We start from the raw sequence: 18,519 nt of genomic DNA on the forward strand, positions 1-18,519 counted from the left end.
GAATGGTTGATCTGGAGCGTTTTCAAGCGAAGTGGGTACCGGTTCGCGTCAAGAAAATGCGACCAAACAAAAGCTGGAGCGTTTTCAAGCGAAGTGGGCACCGGTTCGCGTCAAGAAAATGCGACCAAACAAAAGGATACGAGCATGATCCGATTCAATCGGATCGGATCATGCTCTGAGCGACCTCAAGAACATCTCGAAACGGGAGCGAGAGCATGAATGGTGCGGAAAGTCTGGTGCGGACATTGGTCGCAGGCGGCGTGGATGTCTGCTTTACCAATCCCGGCACCTCGGAGATGCATTTCGTCGCGGCGCTGGACAAGGTCCCGGGCATGCGCTGCGTGCTCGGTCTGTTCGAAGGCGTGGTGACCGGTGCGGCCGACGGTTATTTCCGCATGAAGGGAATGCCGGCCTCGACGCTGCTGCATCTCGGGCCCGGCCTCGCCAACGGCCTTGCCAATCTGCACAACGCCAAGAAGGCGCATTCCGGCATCGTCAACATCGTCGGCCAGCATGCCACCTACCACATCGGCTACAATGCGCCGCTGACGTCAGACATCGAGGGCCTGGCGCGGCCGATGTCGTCCTGGGTGCGCACCTCGCCGGATGCCAAGTCGGTTGCCGCCGACGGCGCCGCCGCGATCGCCGCCGCCAGGAGCGCGCCGCCGCAGATCGCAACCCTGATCCTGCCGGCCGACACCGCCTGGAACGAAGCCGACGGCATCGCCGAGGTGCCCGTGGACACGCAGCGCCCGAGCTATTCGCCGCAGGCGGTCGATACCGCGGCGAAGATCCTGCACGGTGATGCCGCGCATACGCTGCTGCTCGTCACCGGCAGCGCGCTGACCGAGCACGGGCTGGCGCTCGCCGAGCGCATCGCCGGCAAGACCGGCTGCACGGTGATGGGCCAGACCTATCACCCGCGCATGGCGCGCGGCCGCGGCCGCTTCTCAATCAACCGCATTCCCTATGTGATCGAGCAGGCGTTGCCGATCCTGAAGAAATTCCGTCACATCGTGCTGGTCGAGGCCAACGATCCCGTGGCGTTCTTCGCCTATCCGAACAAGCCGAGCATGCTGAAGGCGGAAGGCTGCGAGGTGCATCGCATGACCGCCTGGGGCGAGAATTCGGTCGCGGCGCTCGAGGCGCTCGCGGGCGCGCTGCATGCGACCGCGCAGGACGTCAAGCCGCAGCAATCGCAGGAACTGGCCAAGCCGACCGGCGCGCTCAACCACGCCTCGATCGCGCAGGCGATCGCGTGCGCGATCCCCGAGAACGCCATCATGGTCGATGAATCCGTCACCACGGGCCGCGGCTTCTTCCCGCCGACGGCGGCGGCCGCGCCGCATGACTGGCTGCAGAACATGGGCGGCTCGATCGGCTTCTCGACGCCGGTGGCAACCGGCGCGGCGGTCGCCTGTCCGGACCGCAAGGTGATCTGCATGGTCGGCGACGGCAGCGCGATGTACACGATCCAGTCGCTGTGGACCCAGGCGCGCGAAGGGCTCAACGTCGTGACCATCGTGTTCGCCAACCGCATCTATCAGATCCTGCGCGGCGAGTTCGACGGCGTCGGCGCCGGCGAGCCGGGCAAGCGGGCGCAGGACATGCTGAAGATCGACCGGCCGACGCTCGACTTCGTCGCGCTCGCCAGGGGCATGGGGGTACCGGGCAGGGCGGTGACGACGGCCGACGAGTTCAACAAGGCGCTCGCGGAAGCCGTCGCCGAACCGGGACCGCGGCTGATCGAAGTGCAGATGCAGGGGCGTAGCTGAAAGGCCGCGGCGGCGGCCCCGAGCATGATCCGGAAAAGTGCGAAGCGGTTTTCCCTGCGACAAACGCGAAGCGTTTGCGCGGAGATCATGCTCAAACAAGAGGCTAAAGCGCGACGATGAACCACCCGATCTCATCGCGCTTTTGTCCAGTCGGAGGCGTCGATGCAGACCGAGCTGAACAAGGTGATCGCCGCCGTGGAGGAATTCTATGCGCAGGAGATGTTCCTGCTGGAGCGCGATCTCGGCGAGCGAACGCTCACTCACCGGCTGGCGGTCTATGTCGAGCGGCAATTTTCCGGCTGGCAGGTCGATTGCAACTACGACCGGCTCGGCGAGCGCACGCTGCGGCTGCCGCGCGGCTCGGGGAGCTCGACCGACGACCATCTCGGCAAGTCGATCTATCCCGATATCGTCGTGCATCAGCGCGACATCCCGAACAATCTCCTGGCCATCGAACTGCGCAAGGACAGCAATCACCAGCCGATCGAGCACGATCAGCGCAAGCTGCAGGCGCTGACCGATCCGAATGTCTGGTTTGCCTATGCAATGGGCGTGCTGGTGATCGTCGGACAAAGCGGGGTGAGCTTTACCGAGGTCTATGCCGGCGGAGCCATCGATAGCGCGACTTCGCTCTGGTTTGCCGAGCGGCTACGCGAGAGCGGGCTCGCGAACAGGCGCGACGATGGCGCTCCGCATTAAGTCTATCGGTGAATCTTTCCTCGCGTTTGCAGTGATAGCCCGTTTGGATCATGCGTCGCCCCTGCACGCGCGGCACAACAGAAGGTGCGGGAGGTGGAGCAATTCCTGGAGCTGGTGGTCAATTTTCAGAACGATCCGATGGCGGTGCGGATTATCAGCTCCGCAACTCTTTCGCTCCCCCTCCCGCACTTGAATTCCTGGTCCGACTTTGGCTGGTCCAGCTTGCACTGATCCAACTTCCACGCCCCAACTTCCACTGCCCGAGGTGTCGGCGCACTTGATTGCGACGCGACGGGCCGAGGCAGCATCCGCACCGAGACAGTAAAAAGGCCGCCTTCGGGCGGCCTTTTCCGTGATCGCCAAGTACCGAGCGCGATTGTTTCTTTTTATTGCTTGGCGGCATCGCTGCCGGTCCCGGCAGCGCCGGTCGCGGCGGCACCGGTCTTGGCGCTCGATTTCTTGGCGGTCTTCTTCGCCTTCTTCTTCGGCGCCTTGGCCGCCTCGCCCTTGGTCGCGGTGTCGCCGCTTTGCGCGGCGGGCGCCGGGCTGCCGCCCGCCTTGTCCTGCGCGAGCGCGGTGGACGAGACGAAGGCAAGGGCGGTGGCGGCGAGGATCAGTGTTCGCATCGGATGTTCTCCCAAGTTGGTTTCCGGCGAGCCTCAACGGGACAGAATGTCGCAGGGTTCCGCGGCGCCGATCAGCAGTCCGTGAGCTCTGCGTGAACGGCATGGCCGCCGCGGAACCGGGAACCGGGCGCCGCGTTGTCTGGCCGGGCAGGAGTTCCGAGGAGAGACGCCATGCGCTGGCGGTCAATGACGGAAACCACCAATACGATGCTCGACACCGCCCCCGAGGACAGCTTCTACGCGGCGGGCTGGACCATCAGCGGCGTGGCGACATTGGCCACCATCGTCGCGATCTGGATGTTCGGGATCTGAAAGCGAACGATCTACGATAGGCAACCGGCCCGGCCCCGCTGGCGGTCGCGGCCTGCGCCGTCAGCTACTTCCGCAGAATTGCCAGCGCTTCCCGATAGAGCTGCGAGAAGCAGACCAAGAGCGCACTCGACAGCAGGAACATCGCCAGGCTGTCATAGTCGCCGGCCGTCGGCCAGGAAAACTCGAAATAGGGCGGCATGAACGCCCACCAGACGATCGGTACCGTGATGATGGTCGCAAAGGCGCCGGCGGGCGCGCCGCCCATCAGGCCGGCGATCAGGATCGCCGGCACGAAGCCCGCGAAATAGAATTGCATGCCGAAGCTCGCGAACATCTCCTGGGTCGCGGTGGCCAGCACCACCGCAAGCAGGGCGACGACGAATGTCGACAAGGACCAAGGCCGCAGCTTCAAGATGTAGTCGTTGCCCTTGCGCATCCAGACTCCCGGCCCCGCGAGTTCCGGGAAGGTAGCCGAGGAGGCCTGCAAACAAAACCCCGTACGATTCCGAGGGGCAGGGTTGTGTTCGATACAGTGAAAAGGAACCGGCCCGGTCAAGCCGCCGCCGCATTGTCGCGCATATTGCATTGCGGCACGGTGATTGGGGGCAACACGATGCTCGAGCTTCTGATTGTCGCTCTCGTCGCCGGGATCGGGTTCATATCGGGGTACGGCGCACGCGAGCTGATCTCGCGCCGGCGGCGGCGATCCGCCCCGCGCGCTCACGTTCGTGCGCGGCAGGTCCGCGCCGCGAATGACGACAGCTCCGCCTCCGGCTGGTATCGGCGGACCGGCACGCAGGGCGCCGTTCACGCCATCCCGCCACCCGACGAACTCGACGGCGCCGTCCGCGACCTGCTCGGCGAGCTCAGCCGGCGCAACGCTCCGCCGCGCACCACCGCCGGCAGCGAGCTAGAAAGGCCGGGCCGCCGCCGCTAACGCGTCGGCTACTTTGCATGGGGTTGTTTTCGATATTTTTGATGAGGCGGTCCCGAAGGGGAATGGTGGACGCACAAGGGATCGAACCTTGGACCTCTCCCGTGTGAAGGGAACGCTCTCCCGCTGAGCTATGCGTCCGGGATGTGACGTGCCAACGGCCGCTGGTCGGCGGCCGGTCGATAGAGGCGCTTCGTCAGAGCGTGCGATTTACGAAGTGCCGGGTAGGGGTGTCAAGCCAAGACCTGCAGGAATTAGGCCCCTTGCTGGCGGGCGCGGGAGGCGTGTGACTGCAGCGCCCGGATGCGCTCGGCGAGCGTGCCGCCGCCCTCGGGCATCCCGCTGCCCGGCGAGGCGCCGTTGGCGGGCTTGGCCGCCGCCTTGCCCGGCACCGTCGGCTCCGCCGCCAGCATGGCCTCGATCGCCGAATTCGGGCCCTCGAGCTGGATCGCGAGCTTGGCCACCTCGGCGGCGATGTCGTTGATGCGCTCGCGCAGCAGCGCATTCTCCATCCGCTCGGTGGCCCAGGAGCTCTCGGCCTGCTGCTGGATCGCGTTGATGTCGCGCTGCAGCTTGCCGCGCTCGTCGCTGACGGTGCGCAGCTGCTCCTCGACTTGAGCCTTCTCCTGGCGCAGCCTGTCGAGCGCGGAGGATTTGCCGCCACCTGCCGCGGCGATCTCCTCGCGCAGCTCCTGCACCGTCCGCTCGGCGGCGGCGTTGGCCTGCTTCAACTGGCCGTTCTCGAATTCACGCTCGGCAAGCAGCTTGCCCTGGGTCGCAAGCCGCGTCTCAAGGTCGTTGACCCGGTTGCCGAGCATCTCGGCTTCCTTGACCTGGGCGACGAGCTGGCGGTCGAGATCGGTGACGCGCTGGCTCAGATTCTCGACCCGGCCGCGCGCGTCGGTGAGGTCGCGCGTCGCGGTTTCCGACTGGTTGCGCTCCTGGGCGAGGCGGGCTTCGGTTGCCGCGAATTCCCTGGCGGCATCGCCGACCCGATTCTTCAGCTCCTCGACCTGGGTCCGCACCGCGACCAGTTCGATCTGGCGGCTGTCGGCGGTCATCGCGCGGTCGTTGAGCTCGGCGTTGATCTTGCCGAGCTCGCCCTGCTTGTCGGTCAGCGCCTGCTCGGCGTTGCGCAACAGCTCCGTCTTGGCTGAGAACTCTTCCTCGGTGGCGCGAAGCTGATCCTTCATCGCCTTCTCGCGCGCCTCCAGCGCGAAGATCGCGGCGTTCTTCTCGCCGAGCTCGATCTTCATGCGGTTGATCGCATCGGTCTTCTTGCCGAGCTCGGCGAGCTGGCTCGTGGTCTTGCTCTTGAGCTGGTCGACGCTCATCTCGAGCCGGCGGGCCGACATGGCGAATTCGGCGCGGAGCTGGTCCTTGTCGGCCTGGATCTCGGCCATCGACAGCGGGGTGGCCGCCTCCATGCGGCGCGTGGTCAGCCGCACCGCCCGGTTATGCACCAGCGGAACGATCATCAGGCCGCACAGCATCGAGATCAGGAAACCGATCGCCGCGTACATGATCGGCTCGATCATGAAGGGTCACTCCAAGAAAAGAAGGAATTTATTAATCACAATGCCACGGCGGGCCGGCCAAAGGCCAGCCCGATTGCCGCGTTAACCTGAATTGCTAACCGTGCCGGAGCGCCGGCCTCATCGCCCGATCAGGGCTGCGACCTCGCGCTTCGTTCCGATGGAATCGGAACGAGGCTCCAGATTCTGTCCTGACGCGCTTTCTTGATGCGAACCGGCGTCCAATTCGCTGGAAACGCTCTAGAACGGGTTCCAGGTCGCGCGCGGGGTGAATTTGAGATAGCCAACGCTGGCGCCGAGCCGCAAGCCGATGCCCGAGCGAATCGGGACCAGCACGATGTTGTTGGCGGTCAGCGCCGTCATGCCGAAGCCGCCGACGATATAGGCCGAGCCGTCGATGCCGACGAAGCGCTGATAGATCGCCTGGGTCGAAGGCAGGTTGTAGACCAGCGTCATGGTCCTCGCGCCGTCGCCGCCCCAGTCGAAGCCGACCGAGGGACCCTGCCAGTAGACCCTGAGGTCGCCGGCGTTCTTGGTGTAGAGCGTGCCTTCGCCATAGCGCAGCCCGGCCACGAAGGCGCCGGAGCCTTCCTCGCCGAGCACATAACCATTGGGCAGGCCCCACTGGCTGACGGCGCGCTCGATGACCGAGGCGAGTCCGCGCGAGACATTGCCGAAGAACTTGTGTCCGGCATTGACCAGTTCGTCGGGCCCGTAAGTATACGGGGTCGGTTCACGCTGCGGCGGCGGATATTGCGGTGGCGGGCCCTGCTGCGCGGACGCCCCTGCGCTCCAGCACATCAGCGCGGCAAACGCGACCGCGGCAAGGCGTGATGCGAAAGTCATTAAGAACCCCTGCTATCGAAATCCGGGCGCTGCCCTTTAACCTGATGCCAACAGGCACGGCTCTAGGTTGCGCCCGGTGTCCCCTCGACTCGGATGTTATCGGTATCAACTATGACGGCACAACGGCAGGAAAGATATGGATCGTGCCGGGGGATGGCGTTTTTCGGCCTGTTGGCGGGCATTTTGGCGGCCATCTGGCCGTCCTTGCCTGTTCAGGCCACCACAACCGAGCGCGTGGTGACGAACCGCTACTCCGGATTGGCGATCGAGGGATTCGATCCCGTCGCCTATTTCACCGACGCCGCCGCCACCCAGGGGCGGCCGGAATTCGAGGCCGCGGAGAGCGGCGTGGTCTGGCGTTTCCGCAACGAGGGCAACCGCGCTTCGTTCGTGGCGCATCCCGAAATCTATGGCCCGCAATTCGGCGGTTACGATCCGACCGATCTGGTGCGGGGCGTCACCTGCGCGGGCAATCCGCGATTCTGGGCCGTCGTCGGGAACAGGCTTTATCTGTTCAACCGGGAACGCAGCCGTGACGCGTTCGCCGCCGATCCCGCGCGTTTCTTGAAGGAAGCCGCGGCGCGTTGGCCGGAGCTGGAAGACAATCTCGCGCAGTGATCACGGCGCCGCGGCCGGGTCGCCCCAGGCAATGAATTCCGGCACCAGAAAGTCTTCGCGGCCCAGCCCGAAATGCAACGGGCTGCCGTTCGAATCGGTGACCTTGCCGCCGGCCGCAACGACGACCGCGTGACCGGCCGCCACGTCCCATTCGGATGTCGGCGACAGGCGGGGATAGATATCGACTTCGCCCTCGGCGACGCGGCCGAATTTGACAGCCGAGCCCAGCACGGCGCGGACCGCGCCGCCGCGCTCGTCGATGAAGGCTTCGGTGCGTGCATCGCCATGCGAGCGGCTCACTGCCACCGTCCATGGCGCGCCGCGCGGCGGGCAGGGACGGGTCTTGATCGGCACCGCCTGCGAAACCGCGCCGCCCTGCAACGTCAACCGCTCCGCGCCCTTGCCGACGATGCCGCGCCAGATCAGGCCGAGCGCCGGTGCGCCGACGATGCCGAGCAGCGGCACGCCTTGCGTGACCAGCGCCACATTGACGGTGAATTCATTGCGGCCGGCAACGAACTCCTTGGTGCCGTCGAGCGGATCGATCAGGAAGAAACTGTCCTTGTAAGGCGGCGTCGCCAGATGGACGCGCTCCTCCGACAGCAGCGACACCTGCGGCGCGAGCCGCGTCAGGCCTTCGACGATGATGTGGTCGGCGGCGAGATCGGCCTCGGTGACCGGCGACCCGTCGCTCTTGCCGGTCACATTCATCGCTGAACGATTGACGGCAAGAATTGCCTCGCCGGCGCGGATCACCAGTTCGGTCAGTGATTCGAGCAGCGTCGCGGCGGCCTCGCAGCCGATCAGGGACGGCTGTGCCTTATTCATGTGCGCGTCTCATATCAGCGGGTCGCATATCCTGTTTGTGTTCCCTGAGATCATGATGCGATGACGGAGCATCGCATCATGATCTCATCTCCTTGTTTGAGCATGATCTTTTCGGAAAACCGGTTTCCACTTTTCCGGATCATGCTTTATCAGTCCTGCCGCAAGCTGGCAGCATCCGTCTGCGCGGTGTATCAAGCCGACAGGCATGCGTGATTCGCACTCCTCGGTCGGCGTGCGGCTTTCCAGGAAACAATTGATGTCTGGCACTTCGTCTCCCGGTCCCGCTCCCGACGCGCTCGAACTCGCGGCGCTCTTGTGCTCGCGGGTCTGTCACGATCTCATCAGTCCGGTCGGCGCGATCGTCAATGGGCTTGAGGTCCTTGACGACAATCCCAAGCCCGAAGATCGCGACTTCGCGCTCGATCTGATTCGCAAGAGCGCCAAGACCGCTTCGGCGCGGCTGCAGTTCTGCCGGCTGGCGTTCGGCGCGGCCGGTTCCTCCGGCGCGCAGATCGACCTCGGCGATGCCCAGAACATGGCGAAGGGGCATATCGAGGACGGCAAGGTGACGCTGACCTGGAATTTGCCGCGGCTGCTGTTGCCCAAGAACCGGGTCAAGCTGCTCTTGAACATGCTGGTCATCGCGCAGCAGACGATCCCGCGTGGCGGCACGCTCACGATCGATCCGGTTGGCGAAGGCGAGACGATGAGCTTCCGCATCACGGCCGCGGGCCTCAATGCACGCGTGCCGCAGAACATCGTCGATCTCCTGAATGCGACCTCGCCGAACACGGTCGATGCGCATGCCGTGCAACCGCACTACACCCGCCTGCTGGCGGAAGCCTGCGGGCTGAAGGTGACGCTCACTCTCGACGGTGACAAGGTCATCATTGCCGCGTCCTGACCGCGGCCGCGCCGATATCATTAATCAAAGGTTACGACCGGCCGCGCGATTCGATCGCGCGGCCTTATCTCTTTGTTGATCCCGTTCCTTTCCATTTGCTCAACCAAACTTAAACGCTTTGCGGAGAAGCTGACCTAAGTTCCGTCAGGCGCGTCGATGTTGCGCGCCGCTGCGTTTTCGGCGTTTTTCGAAGGTTGGTTTCATGGACGATCTGTTGCGCGAGTTCCTGACGGAGAGCAGCGAGAGCCTGGATACGGTCGACAACCAGCTGGTGCAGTTCGAGCAGGATCCGAACAACGCGAAGATCCTGGATAACATCTTCCGGCTTGTGCACACCATCAAGGGCACCTGCGGCTTCCTCGGGCTGCCGCGGCTCGAGGCGCTGGCGCATGCCGGCGAGACCTTGATGGGCAAATTCCGCGACGGCATGCCGGTGAAGGCGGAAGCCGTGACGCTGATCCTGTCCTCGATCGACCGCATCAAGGAGATCCTCGGCGGGCTCGAGGCGACCGAAGCCGAGCCCGAGGGCAACGACCGCGATCTGATCGATCAGCTGGAAGCGATGGTCGAGCACGGCATGGCGGCGATGGCTGCTGGCGAAGCTGCCGCTGAAGAGGATGTGCCGGTCGTCGAAGCCCCGTCGGTGCAGGCGGCGATGACCGAAGGCACGCTGGTGGTGCAGACGCTGGAGCGTCCGCTGCGTCCGGGCGAGGTCTCGCTCGACGAGCTCGAGCGCGCCTTCCGCGAGACCGAGACCGAAGTCGCCGCACCGGCGCCGGCCGCGAAGCCTGTTGCTGCTGCGCCCGCAGCCGAGCCGGCTGAGGCTGTGAAGAAGCCGGCCCGCAAGGCCGCCGGTGAGGACGTCCAGGAAGGCGACAAGATCGCCAACCAGTCGATCCGGGTCAATGTCGACACCCTCGAACACCTCATGACCATGGTCTCCGAGCTGGTGCTGACCCGCAACCAGCTGCTGGAGATCTCCCGCCGCAACGAGGACACCGAGTTCAAGGTGCCCTTGCAGCGGCTTTCCAACGTCACCGCCGAGCTGCAGGAAGGCGTCATGAAGACGCGCATGCAGCCGATCGGCAATGCCTGGCAGAAGCTGCCGCGCATCGTCCGCGACCTCTCCGGCGAACTCGGCAAGCAGATCGAGCTGGAGATGCACGGCGCCGACACCGAGCTCGACCGCCAGGTGCTCGACCTGATCAAGGATCCGCTGACGCACATGGTGCGCAACTCCGCCGATCATGGGCTGGAGACCACCGCCGAGCGGGTCGCGGCCGGCAAACCGGAACAGGGCACCATTCGTCTGTCCGCCTATCACGAAGGCGGCCACATCATCATCTGCATCGCCGACAATGGCCGCGGGCTCAACACCGAGCGGATCAAGGCCAAGGCGCTTCAGAACGGTCTCGTCACCGAGACCGAGCTGGAGAAGATGACCGAGGCCCAGATCCACAAGTTCATCTTCGCGCCGGGCTTCTCGACCGCCGCCCAGGTCACCTCGGTGTCCGGCCGCGGCGTCGGCATGGACGTGGTGCGCACCAATATCGACCAGATCGGCGGCACCATCGACATCAAGAGCGTGGCCGGCGAGGGCGCCTCGGTCACCATCAAGATCCCGCTGACCTTGGCGATCGTCTCCGCTTTGATCGTGGAAGCCGGCGGCGACCGCTTCGCGATCCCGCAGCTCTCGGTGGTCGAATTGGTGCGCGCCCGCGCCAACTCCGAGCACCGCATCGAGCGCATCAAGGACACCGCGGTCTTGCGGCTGCGCAACAAGCTGCTGCCGCTGATCCACCTCAAGAAGCTGCTCAAGATCGACGACGGCGCGACCACCACCGATGCCGAGAACGGCTTCATCGTGGTCACGCAAGTGGGCAGCCAGACCTTCGGCATCGTGGTCGACGGCGTGTTCCACACCGAGGAGATCGTGGTCAAGCCGATGTCGACCAAGCTGCGGCACATCGACATGTTCTCCGGCAACACCATTTTGGGCGATGGCGCCGTGATCATGATCATCGACCCCAACGGGATTGCAAAAGCCCTCGGCGCGTCCGGCTCCTCGGCCCATGACCTGGCCGACGACAATGCGAACGCCCATGCGGCGAGCGGCGAGCAGCTGACCTCGCTGCTGGTGTTCCGCGCCGGCTCCTCGCAGCCCAAGGCGGTGCCGCTCGGCCTCGTCACCCGGCTGGAGGAGATCGCAACCGACAAGATCGAGCTCTCGAACGGCCGCTACATGGTGCAGTACCGCGAGCAGCTGATGCCGCTGGTGCAGATGGCCGGGGTCGAGGTGCAGTCGCAGGGCTCGCAGCCGATCCTGGTGTTCGCCGACGACGGCCGCTCGATGGGGCTCGTGGTCGACGAGATCATCGACATCGTCGAGGAGCGGCTCAACATCGAGGTCGCGGGCTCGCAGGACGGCATCCTCGGCTCGGCCGTGATCAAGGGCCAGGCCACCGAGGTGATCGACGTCGGTCACTTCCTGCCGATGGCGTTCGCCGACTGGTTCTCGCGCAAGGAGATGCGCCCGTCGGCCTCGGCGCAGTCGGTGCTGCTGGTCGATGACTCGGCCTTCTTCCGCAACATGCTGGCGCCGGTCTTGAAAGCCGCCGGCTACAAGGTCAGGACCGCGGGCGGCGCGCAGGAGGGGCTCGCGGCGCTGCGTTCGGGACAGAGCTTCGACGTCGTGCTGACCGACATCGAGATGCCCGAGATGAACGGCTTCGAGTTCGCCGAGAACATCCGAAGCGACCACAACTTCAACCAGCTGCCGATCATCGCGCTGTCGGCGATGGTGTCGCCGGCGGCGATCGAACGCGGCCGGCAGGCCGGCTTCCACGACTATGTCGCCAAGTTTGATCGTCCCGGGCTGATCGCGGCGCTGAAAGAGCAGACCGCCGAACTGCGCCGCGCCGCGTGACCGGATGCAAGGAAACGAATTGATGACCAGCAAGACCGAGACCAGTGAAGGCGCGATGGCCGAATACGTCACCGCCGTGATCGGCGGGCAGCTGTTCGGCCTGCCGATCTCGCGGGTGCAGGACGTGTTCATGCCGGAGCGGCTGACGCGGGTGCCGCTGGCCTCCAGCGAGATCGCCGGCGTGCTCAATCTGCGCGGCCGCATCGTCACCGTGGTCGACATGCGCGCCCGGCTCGGGCTGCCGAAGGCCGACGACGGCCAGCCGCCGATGGCGGTCGGCGTCGACCAGCGCGGCGAATCCTATGGCCTGTTGATCGACCAGATCGGCGAGGTGCTGCGGCTCTCCGAAAACAGCCGCGAGGACAATCCCGTCAACCTCGATCCCCGCATGGCCAAGCTCGCCGGCGGCGTCCACCGCCTCGACGGCCAGCTCATGGTCGTCCTCGATGTCGATCGCGTGCTCGAACTGGTGCCTGATGCCAAGGCGGCCTGAGACGGCCCGCTGGAATTGAAGAACTGAAACATCCCACCGGGGATGAGGAAGTAGAGGTCGCAAATGAGAACCTGTCTTGTTGTCGATGACTCAAGCGTCATTCGCAAGGTCGCCCGCCGCATCCTGGAAGGGCTCGACTTCCAGATCGTCGAGGCCGAGGACGGCGCCAAGGCGCTCGAGGCCTGCAAGCGCGCGATGCCGGAAGCGGTGCTGCTCGACTGGAACATGCCGGTCATGGACGGCTACGAGTTTCTCGGCAATCTCCGCCGCATGCCCGGCGGCGATCAGCCCAAGGTCGTGTTCTGCACCACCGAGAATGACGTCGCGCATATCGCACGCGCGCTGCATGCCGGTGCCAACGAATACATCATGAAGCCGTTCGACCGGGACATCGTCACCGCGAAGTTCCAGGAAGTCGGACTCATTTAGATTCTTCGTTCGATCCGGCGGCAGAAGCCTTCGGCTCAACGGTTGTTGTGCGTCGTGTTGCGTCGCTGGTGAAGTCATGAGTGTTGCGTTGACAAGTACTGCGGCCCTGACATCGACCCGTTCCGACAAGGTGCGGGTGATGGTCGTCGACGATTCCGTGGTGATCCGCGGGATGATCTCGCGCTGGATCGGCGCCGAGCCCGACATGGAGGTGGTCGCCTCGCTGCGCACCGGCCTCGACGCCGTCAATCAGCTCGAGCGCATCAACCCCGATGTCGCGGTGCTCGATATCGAGATGCCCGACCTCGACGGCATCTCGGCGCTGCCGCAGCTGCTGGCGAAGAAGCGCGATCTCGTCGTCATCATGGCCTCCACGCTGACCCGCCGCAACGCGGAGATCAGCCTGAAGGCACTCTCGCTCGGTGCGTCCGACTACATTCCGAAGCCGGAAAGCACGCGCGAGGCCACCGCCGCGGAAACCTTCCGCCACGACCTGATCCAGAAGATCCGTCATCTCGGCGCCAAGGCGCGGCGCAGCCCGGTGCACACGACGGCAAGCCCGCCGCTTGCGCCCGGTCATGACAGACCGCGTCCATTGGCTCCCGCTGCCGCGCACACGGCGCCGGCCCAGGTCACGCGCCGTTCGTTCGGCCTGCTGCCGCCCAAGGTGCTGCTGATCGGCTCGTCGACCGGCGGACCGCAGGCGCTGATGACGCTGGTCGCCGAGATCGGCCCGGTGATCGATCGCTTCCCGGTGCTGATCACCCAGCACATGCCACCGACCTTCACGACCATTCTCGCCGAGCATCTGGCGCGCACCAGCAAGCGGCCGGCGCATGAGGGGATCGACGGCGAGAGCATCAAGCCGGGTCAGATCTATCTGGCACCGGGCGGGCGCCACATGCGCATCGCGCGCCACGGCGTCGATGCCACGATCGCGCTCGACGACGGGCCACCGGTCAATTTCTGCAAGCCCGCGGTGGATCCGATGTTCACCTCCGCGATCGACGTCTGGCAGGGCAGCATCATGTCGGTGATCCTGACCGGCATGGGCTCCGACGGCATGCGCGGCGGCAAGGACATCGTCGCCGCCGGCGGCAGCGTGATCGCCCAGGACGAAGCGACCAGCGTGGTGTGGGGCATGCCCGGTGCCGCGGTCAATGCCGGCATCTGCGCCGCGGTGCTGCCGCTCAATCAGATCGCACCGAAGCTTGTTCGCGTGTTTGCGGGAGACCGTTCGTGACGCCGCTGGACTATGAGTATCTGCGTAAGCTGCTGAAGGAACGTTCCGGCCTCGATCTGTCGGCCGACAAGCAATATCTGGTCGAGAGCCGCCTGCTGCCGTTGGCGCGCAGGTCGAACCTCGCCGGAATTCCCGAGCTGGTGCAGCGGATGAAGGGCGGCGCGGAGTTGCTGACATCCGAGGTGGTCGAAGCGATGACCACCAACGAGACCTTCTTCTTTCGCGACAAGATCCCGTTCGACCATCTGAGGGAAGCGGTGCTGCCCGCGCTGGCGCAGGCGCGCGCGGCGCGCCGCAGCTTGCGCATCTGGTGCGCGGCGTCGTCGACCGGGCAGGAGCCGTATTCGATCGCGATGCTGCTGAAGGAGATGACCGCGCTGTTTGGCGGCTGGCGGATCGAGATCATCGCCACTGACCTGTCGCAGGCGGTGCTCGAGAAGGCCAAGGCCGGCCTGTTCAGCCAGTTCGAGGTGCAGCGCGGCCTGCCGATCCAACTGCTGGTCAAGTATTTCGTGCAGAAGGGCGAGCTCTGGCAGCTGAACGCCGATATCCGCGGCATGGTGCAGCACCGCCAGCTCAATCTGCTGCAGGACATCTCGCATCTCGGCACCTTCGACGTGATCCTCTGCCGCAACGTGCTGATCTATTTCGATCAGCAGACCAAGGCCGGTATCTTCGGCAAGGTGGCCCGGATGCTCGAGCCTGACGGCGTGCTGGCGCTTGGCGCGGCGGAATCCGTGGTCGGCATCACCAATCTGTTCAGGCCCTATCCCGACCGGCGCGGACTCTATCAGCCGAACACTGCGCCAGTCGCGCGCGCCGGCGCCGCGCTGCATGTGCTGAAGGCGGTTGCGTCCGCCGCGCGGTGAGTGCGTTTTCCTGAGCGATCGTCAATTGTTTCCCCGTCATCCTGAGGAGCGCGCTCTTGCGCGCGTCTCGAAGGATGCACGGCCACCAGCCGGGCCGTCGATCCTTCGAGACGCCGCTTCGCGGCTCCTCAGGATGACGGGGAACGGGACGCGTTGACCGACACCGCTACAGAATCGCGTGCGGCAGGAAGCGCGAGGTGTTGCCGGTGATCGGATTCTCGTCTTCCCGAATCGAGAGTCCGCAGGGCGTGCCGTCGACCAGCCAGCTGCCGAGCACCGGGTACTGCCCTGAAAAATTCGGCAGCGGCGCCAGCGCCTGGCGGATGAAGCCTTCGGCGCCGTAGGGGCCTTGCTCGGCGACCAGCGTGACGCCGGCGCTGACCAGCTCGACATTGGCGCCCTCGCGCGAATAGATCGGCTTGCGCACGAACGACGTGCCGAGCTGTGCGGCCTGCGGATCGTCCTCGAAATAGGCCGGCAGCAGATTGGGGTGGTTCGGGAACATCTCCCACAGCAGCGGCAGGATGCCCTTGTTGGAGAGGATCGCCTTCCACGGCGGCTCGATCCACTGCGTCGGCGCGGTCGAGAGGTTCTTGCCGAATGCGTCGTGGAACATCCATTCCCAGGGATAGAGCTTGAACGCGAGCGCGATCGGGCGTTCGTCGAGGTCGACGAACTGACCGTCGTCGCGCAGTCCGACCTCTTCGATGTCGAGCAGCGTGGTCTTCAGCCCGGCCTGCGCCGCGGTGTCCTCGAGATAGGCGAGCGTGCCGGCGTCCTCGGGATTTCCGGTCAGTCCGGTGAGATGCAGCGGGTGGGTCGCGCCGATCCTCTTCCAGGTCTCGATCAGCCGGTCGTGGATCGAGTTGAACTGGTCGGCGCGCTTCGGGATGATGTTGCGTTGGATCGCCTGTTCGAGCCAGGTCCATTGAAACACCGCGGCCTCGAAGATCGAGGTCGGCGTGTCGGCATTGTATTCGAGCAGCTTGGCCGGGCCGCGGCCGTCGAAGGTGAGATCGAGCCGGCCGTACAGGCTCGGATTGTTGCGGCGCCAGCTTGCCGCGATCAGATCCCAGAACGCCTCCGGTATCTTCAGCCGGCGCAGATAGCGCTCATTCTTGATCGCGCGTCCGGCGAGCTCGAGACACATCGCGTCGATCTCGCCGGTCGGCGCCTCGATCGAGCGCTCGATCTCGTCCAGCGTGAAGGCGTAATAGGCGCGCTCGTCCCAGTAACGTTCGCCGTCGATGGTGTGGAAGGTGAAGCCGGCATTCTCGGCAGTCGTCCGCCAATCGTCGCGTTCGGGACATGCGATGCGTTGCATGAGGGGAAACCGCGCTCGCTCGTCAGCCTGTTGTCAGCTTCCGCCATGCGACGGATCGTCGTCGCCGTAGCGGGCGATGGTGCGCGGCGCGCCGCCGAAGCCGCCGGACGGCGACCGTTCCGCGGGCTTTCGCGTCGCGTCGTGTCCTGCGTGGTGATGGTGGCTGCGGGCATGGCTTGGCGTCAGGCCGATCGACGCCGCGCCGATCGCGATACTTCCCATCAATTTCAGCCATACGCGGCGCGAGCGTTTCATGGACGCAATCCCTGCCTTGCCGTCTGCGGAGCCATGGCGAGTTTCCATCAGCTGCGCTCGCCGGGCAAGCGAAAGCGGGATGACACCGCGATGACACGGCAACATGCATCAGCCGCCGCTGAAGCCGAACGCATGCGCGAATGAACCGAAGCCGCCGCGGCTCACCGACGAGCTTGACGACGAGTTCGAGGACGAGGAGGAGCCGCTCGATGAGGAGCTGCTGTAGAAGCTGCTGCGCGACGAGCCGCCGCTGCCGCCCGATCCGGACGACGAACTGCGCGCCGTGCAGTCGACGCCGGGTTGCGGCGGGACCGGCGCGGCGACGCCCGGTGCGGTAACGCCCGGCGGCGTCGGCGGCACCGGCTGGCAATTCGGCCGCGGCATCAGCGCGTAGGCGCTGCCGCCGACCGCGAGCGTTCCCATCAAGAGCAGCGCGACGTGGTTGGAGCGCTTGGATGGCGCATCCGGCCGCGGCGGCGTCGGCACCGCCGGCACGGCCGGTCGCCGTTTGCCGAAGTCCGGGTTGGGTTTGCGCGCCATGGTTTGGCTCAACGGCTCAGTAGATCATGCAGGCCGCGTTCAGCGCGCCCGCGGCCAGCGAGGACAGCCCGAGCCAGATCGCCGGCGCCATTTCGCCGGAGGCGATCCGCGCCGACAGGTTCGGCACCGGGATCTTCACGATGTAATAGACGATGATCTGCACGATCAGCGCGATGATGCTCCAGATCAGGCAGTCCACGACATTGGCGGAGTGGGCGATGGCGCTGACCACCGGCAGCACGAAGCCGAGCAGGCTTAGGCCCAGCGCAATCGCCGCCGCCGGATCGTTGTCGCGGATCAGCTGGAATTCGTCGTGCGGCGTAACGCGCGTGTAGACGAAGAGGTAGGCGACCACGGCGATCAGCGCCGTGCAGAAATAGACCAGGAACGCCGGCAGGCCGGCGAGGGATTGCAGGATCATGTCGGGGCGGTCCGGGAGTTCGTCGGGATTCGCGCGAGGCAGGATTGCACGTTCCCTTGGTCGGCGCATGCCGACAGCCGGTTCAATCCCAAACAAAACCCCGCCATTTGCGGCGGGGTTCAGGTCGAAAGGAGCGAACCTTGCGGTTCTCTGCGGGCCCAGAAGGTCAGGCGGGAATGCGCTCGTCGGCCTCGTGCGGCTCGCGCAGCACGTAGCCGCGGCCCCACACGGTCTCGATGAAGTTGCGGCCTTCGGAGGCGTTGGCGAGCTTCTTGCGGAGCTTGCAGATGAAGACGTCGATGATCTTCAGCTCCGGCTCGTCCATGCCGCCGTAGAGATGGTTGAGGAACATTTCCTTGGTGAGGGTGGTGCCCTTGCGGAGCGAGAGCAGCTCCAGCATCTGGTATTCCTTGCCGGTCAGGTGCACGCGCTGGCCGCCGACCTCGACTGTCTTGGTGTCGAGATTGACGACGAGATCGCCGGTCTGGATGACCGACTGGGCGTGGCCCTTGGAGCGGCGCACGATCGCGTGGATGCGGGCGACCAGTTCGTCCTTGTGGAAGGGTTTGGTCATGTAGTCGTCGGCGCCGACGCCGAGACCCTTGACCTTGTCCTCGATGCCGGCGAGGCCGGAGAGGATCAGAATGGGAGTTTTGATCTTCGACACCCGGAGCTGCTTGAGCACGTCGTAGCCGGACATGTCGGGCAGGTTGAGGTCGAGAAGGATGATGTCGTAGTCGTAAAGCTTGCCGAGATCGACGCCCTCTTCGCCGAGGTCCGTCGTGTAGACGTTGAAACTCTCGGACTTGAGCATCAATTCGATCGACTGCGCGACGGCGCTGTCATCTTCAATCAGCAAAACGCGCATGCCAGTCCCCTATAGTCGCCGCTCCGGGCGTCAGGTCGGCCGCACTTGCGGCACTCACAAAACGCCTTTGAACA

Annotated in this window: 21 protein-coding genes and 1 tRNA gene; 11 read left to right on the forward strand and 11 right to left on the reverse strand. The window is 65.2% G+C overall.

Going from position 1 to position 18,519, the window contains the following annotated elements:
- Window positions 1–215 precede the first annotated feature (215 nt).
- Both I6F38_RS12745 and I6F38_RS12750 read left to right on the forward strand, forming a co-directional pair.
- Window positions 216–1,775, forward strand: coding sequence for an acetolactate synthase large subunit (locus I6F38_RS12745; protein WP_225160570.1), 1,560 nt, complete (start codon window positions 216–218; stop codon window positions 1,773–1,775).
- Window positions 1,776–1,937: 162 nt separating this feature from the next.
- Window positions 1,938–2,474, forward strand: coding sequence for a hypothetical protein (locus tag I6F38_RS12750; RefSeq protein WP_168858521.1), 537 nt, complete (start codon window positions 1,938–1,940; stop codon window positions 2,472–2,474).
- A 386-nt stretch (window positions 2,475–2,860) separates the two neighbouring features.
- On the opposite strand, the gene I6F38_RS12755 is transcribed toward I6F38_RS12750, so the two are convergent.
- Window positions 2,861–3,100, reverse strand: coding sequence for a hypothetical protein (locus tag I6F38_RS12755; protein ID WP_225160571.1), 240 nt, complete (start codon window positions 3,098–3,100; stop codon window positions 2,861–2,863).
- A gap of 171 nt (window positions 3,101–3,271) precedes the next feature.
- On the opposite strand from I6F38_RS12755, the gene I6F38_RS12760 reads away from it, so the two are divergent.
- On the forward strand, window positions 3,272–3,412 hold the full coding sequence (locus I6F38_RS12760; protein WP_225160572.1) for a hypothetical protein: 141 nt from the start codon (window positions 3,272–3,274) through the stop codon (window positions 3,410–3,412).
- Window positions 3,413–3,476: 64 nt separating this feature from the next.
- Here the strand turns inward: I6F38_RS12760 and I6F38_RS12765 are convergent, their stop codons facing one another.
- Window positions 3,477–3,848 (reverse strand): DUF4118 domain-containing protein, encoded by a 372-nt coding sequence (locus I6F38_RS12765; protein WP_225160573.1) that lies wholly within the window; start codon window positions 3,846–3,848, stop codon window positions 3,477–3,479.
- Between the two features lie 177 nt (window positions 3,849–4,025).
- Between I6F38_RS12765 and I6F38_RS12770 the strand changes: the two genes are divergently transcribed.
- Window positions 4,026–4,349, forward strand: coding sequence for a hypothetical protein (locus tag I6F38_RS12770; RefSeq protein WP_225160574.1), 324 nt, complete (start codon window positions 4,026–4,028; stop codon window positions 4,347–4,349).
- A gap of 63 nt (window positions 4,350–4,412) precedes the next feature.
- On the opposite strand, the gene I6F38_RS12775 is transcribed toward I6F38_RS12770, so the two are convergent.
- The 3 genes from I6F38_RS12775 to I6F38_RS12785 all read right to left on the reverse strand — a co-directional run bounded on the left by I6F38_RS12775 (window position 4,413) and on the right by I6F38_RS12785 (window position 6,727).
- Window positions 4,413–4,487: transfer RNA gene (locus tag I6F38_RS12775), tRNA-Val, on the reverse strand.
- 113 nt (window positions 4,488–4,600) lie between these two features.
- On the reverse strand, window positions 4,601–5,884 hold the full coding sequence (locus tag I6F38_RS12780; RefSeq protein WP_225160575.1) for a hypothetical protein: 1,284 nt from the start codon (window positions 5,882–5,884) through the stop codon (window positions 4,601–4,603).
- 237 nt (window positions 5,885–6,121) lie between these two features.
- Window positions 6,122–6,727, reverse strand: coding sequence for a DUF1134 domain-containing protein (locus I6F38_RS12785; protein WP_016843676.1), 606 nt, complete (start codon window positions 6,725–6,727; stop codon window positions 6,122–6,124).
- 153 nt (window positions 6,728–6,880) lie between these two features.
- Between I6F38_RS12785 and I6F38_RS12790 the strand changes: the two genes are divergently transcribed.
- A complete protein-coding gene (locus tag I6F38_RS12790) occupies window positions 6,881–7,345 on the forward strand; it encodes a YHS domain-containing (seleno)protein (protein WP_028344112.1) in 465 nt (154 codons plus the stop codon).
- Here the strand turns inward: I6F38_RS12790 and cysQ are convergent, their stop codons facing one another.
- A complete protein-coding gene (cysQ, locus tag I6F38_RS12795) occupies window positions 7,346–8,173 on the reverse strand; it encodes a 3'(2'),5'-bisphosphate nucleotidase CysQ (RefSeq protein WP_225160576.1) in 828 nt (275 codons plus the stop codon). It lies immediately after the preceding gene.
- 256 nt (window positions 8,174–8,429) lie between these two features.
- Between cysQ and I6F38_RS12800 the strand changes: the two genes are divergently transcribed.
- The 6 genes from I6F38_RS12800 (at window position 8,430) to I6F38_RS12825 (ending at window position 15,037) form a co-directional block, all read left to right on the forward strand.
- Window positions 8,430–9,077 (forward strand): histidine phosphotransferase family protein, encoded by a 648-nt coding sequence (locus tag I6F38_RS12800; RefSeq protein ID WP_225160577.1) that lies wholly within the window; start codon window positions 8,430–8,432, stop codon window positions 9,075–9,077.
- 202 nt (window positions 9,078–9,279) lie between these two features.
- Window positions 9,280–12,003: a hybrid sensor histidine kinase/response regulator gene (locus I6F38_RS12805; protein ID WP_225160578.1), complete on the forward strand. Its 2,724-nt coding sequence runs from the start codon at window positions 9,280–9,282 to the stop codon at window positions 12,001–12,003.
- Window positions 12,004–12,025: 22 nt separating this feature from the next.
- The gene (locus I6F38_RS12810; RefSeq protein ID WP_225160579.1) at window positions 12,026–12,496 is read left to right on the forward strand and encodes a chemotaxis protein CheW; all 471 of its coding nucleotides are present in this window, start codon (window positions 12,026–12,028) and stop codon (window positions 12,494–12,496) included.
- Window positions 12,497–12,559: 63 nt separating this feature from the next.
- Complete coding sequence (locus tag I6F38_RS12815) at window positions 12,560–12,925, forward strand: response regulator (RefSeq protein ID WP_018273268.1); 366 nt, start codon at window positions 12,560–12,562, stop codon at window positions 12,923–12,925.
- Between the two features lie 76 nt (window positions 12,926–13,001).
- Window positions 13,002–14,168, forward strand: a complete 1,167-nt coding sequence (locus I6F38_RS12820; RefSeq protein WP_225160580.1) for a chemotaxis response regulator protein-glutamate methylesterase — start codon at window positions 13,002–13,004, stop codon at window positions 14,166–14,168.
- The gene (locus I6F38_RS12825) at window positions 14,165–15,037 is read left to right on the forward strand and encodes a protein-glutamate O-methyltransferase CheR (RefSeq protein WP_225160581.1); all 873 of its coding nucleotides are present in this window, start codon (window positions 14,165–14,167) and stop codon (window positions 15,035–15,037) included. The genes I6F38_RS12820 and I6F38_RS12825 overlap by 4 nt, the downstream gene beginning before the upstream one ends.
- A gap of 166 nt (window positions 15,038–15,203) precedes the next feature.
- On the opposite strand, the gene I6F38_RS12830 is transcribed toward I6F38_RS12825, so the two are convergent.
- The 5 genes from I6F38_RS12830 to I6F38_RS12850 all read right to left on the reverse strand — a co-directional run bounded on the left by I6F38_RS12830 (window position 15,204) and on the right by I6F38_RS12850 (window position 18,445).
- A complete protein-coding gene (locus tag I6F38_RS12830) occupies window positions 15,204–16,361 on the reverse strand; it encodes a glutathionylspermidine synthase family protein (protein ID WP_225160582.1) in 1,158 nt (385 codons plus the stop codon).
- 33 nt (window positions 16,362–16,394) lie between these two features.
- Window positions 16,395–16,616, reverse strand: coding sequence for a hypothetical protein (locus I6F38_RS12835; protein ID WP_225160583.1), 222 nt, complete (start codon window positions 16,614–16,616; stop codon window positions 16,395–16,397).
- A gap of 108 nt (window positions 16,617–16,724) precedes the next feature.
- Window positions 16,725–17,156: a hypothetical protein gene (locus I6F38_RS12840; protein WP_225160584.1), complete on the reverse strand. Its 432-nt coding sequence runs from the start codon at window positions 17,154–17,156 to the stop codon at window positions 16,725–16,727.
- A gap of 16 nt (window positions 17,157–17,172) precedes the next feature.
- On the reverse strand, window positions 17,173–17,577 hold the full coding sequence (locus tag I6F38_RS12845; RefSeq protein ID WP_016848561.1) for a DUF350 domain-containing protein: 405 nt from the start codon (window positions 17,575–17,577) through the stop codon (window positions 17,173–17,175).
- 166 nt (window positions 17,578–17,743) lie between these two features.
- Complete coding sequence (locus I6F38_RS12850) at window positions 17,744–18,445, reverse strand: response regulator transcription factor (protein WP_016848562.1); 702 nt, start codon at window positions 18,443–18,445, stop codon at window positions 17,744–17,746.
- Between the last annotated feature and the right edge of the window lie 74 nt (window positions 18,446–18,519).

Origin of the sequence: Bradyrhizobium sp. BRP56, from assembly GCF_020194035.1 — a bacterium.
GTDB lineage: Bacteria > Pseudomonadota > Alphaproteobacteria > Rhizobiales > Xanthobacteraceae > Bradyrhizobium > Bradyrhizobium australafricanum.

Excerpts from the sequence above, each read along its gene's own strand:
- I6F38_RS12780 (WP_225160575.1), bottom strand. The coding sequence starts at position 5,884 with ATGATCGAGCCGATCATGTACGCGGCGATCGGTTTCCTGATCTCGATG.
- I6F38_RS12755 (WP_225160571.1), bottom strand. The coding sequence starts at position 3,100 with ATGCGAACACTGATCCTCGCCGCCACCGCCCTTGCCTTCGTCTCGTCC.
- I6F38_RS12765 (WP_225160573.1), bottom strand. The coding sequence starts at position 3,848 with ATGCGCAAGGGCAACGACTACATCTTGAAGCTGCGGCCTTGGTCCTTG.
- cysQ (WP_225160576.1), bottom strand. The coding sequence starts at position 8,173 with ATGAATAAGGCACAGCCGTCCCTGATCGGCTGCGAGGCCGCCGCGACG.
- I6F38_RS12830 (WP_225160582.1), bottom strand. The coding sequence starts at position 16,361 with ATGCAACGCATCGCATGTCCCGAACGCGACGATTGGCGGACGACTGCC.
- I6F38_RS12770 (WP_225160574.1), top strand. The coding sequence starts at position 4,026 with ATGCTCGAGCTTCTGATTGTCGCTCTCGTCGCCGGGATCGGGTTCATA.
- I6F38_RS12800 (WP_225160577.1), top strand. The coding sequence starts at position 8,430 with ATGTCTGGCACTTCGTCTCCCGGTCCCGCTCCCGACGCGCTCGAACTC.
- I6F38_RS12785 (WP_016843676.1), bottom strand. The coding sequence starts at position 6,727 with ATGACTTTCGCATCACGCCTTGCCGCGGTCGCGTTTGCCGCGCTGATG.
- I6F38_RS12850 (WP_016848562.1), bottom strand. The coding sequence starts at position 18,445 with ATGCGCGTTTTGCTGATTGAAGATGACAGCGCCGTCGCGCAGTCGATC.
- I6F38_RS12750 (WP_168858521.1), top strand. The coding sequence starts at position 1,938 with ATGCAGACCGAGCTGAACAAGGTGATCGCCGCCGTGGAGGAATTCTAT.
- I6F38_RS12835 (WP_225160583.1), bottom strand. The coding sequence starts at position 16,616 with ATGAAACGCTCGCGCCGCGTATGGCTGAAATTGATGGGAAGTATCGCG.
- I6F38_RS12840 (WP_225160584.1), bottom strand. The coding sequence starts at position 17,156 with ATGGCGCGCAAACCCAACCCGGACTTCGGCAAACGGCGACCGGCCGTG.
- I6F38_RS12815 (WP_018273268.1), top strand. The coding sequence starts at position 12,560 with ATGAGAACCTGTCTTGTTGTCGATGACTCAAGCGTCATTCGCAAGGTC.
- I6F38_RS12810 (WP_225160579.1), top strand. The coding sequence starts at position 12,026 with ATGACCAGCAAGACCGAGACCAGTGAAGGCGCGATGGCCGAATACGTC.
- I6F38_RS12805 (WP_225160578.1), top strand. The coding sequence starts at position 9,280 with ATGGACGATCTGTTGCGCGAGTTCCTGACGGAGAGCAGCGAGAGCCTG.
- I6F38_RS12745 (WP_225160570.1), top strand. The coding sequence starts at position 216 with ATGAATGGTGCGGAAAGTCTGGTGCGGACATTGGTCGCAGGCGGCGTG.
- I6F38_RS12820 (WP_225160580.1), top strand. The coding sequence starts at position 13,002 with ATGAGTGTTGCGTTGACAAGTACTGCGGCCCTGACATCGACCCGTTCC.
- I6F38_RS12760 (WP_225160572.1), top strand. The coding sequence starts at position 3,272 with ATGCGCTGGCGGTCAATGACGGAAACCACCAATACGATGCTCGACACC.
- I6F38_RS12790 (WP_028344112.1), top strand. The coding sequence starts at position 6,881 with ATGGCGTTTTTCGGCCTGTTGGCGGGCATTTTGGCGGCCATCTGGCCG.
- I6F38_RS12845 (WP_016848561.1), bottom strand. The coding sequence starts at position 17,577 with ATGATCCTGCAATCCCTCGCCGGCCTGCCGGCGTTCCTGGTCTATTTC.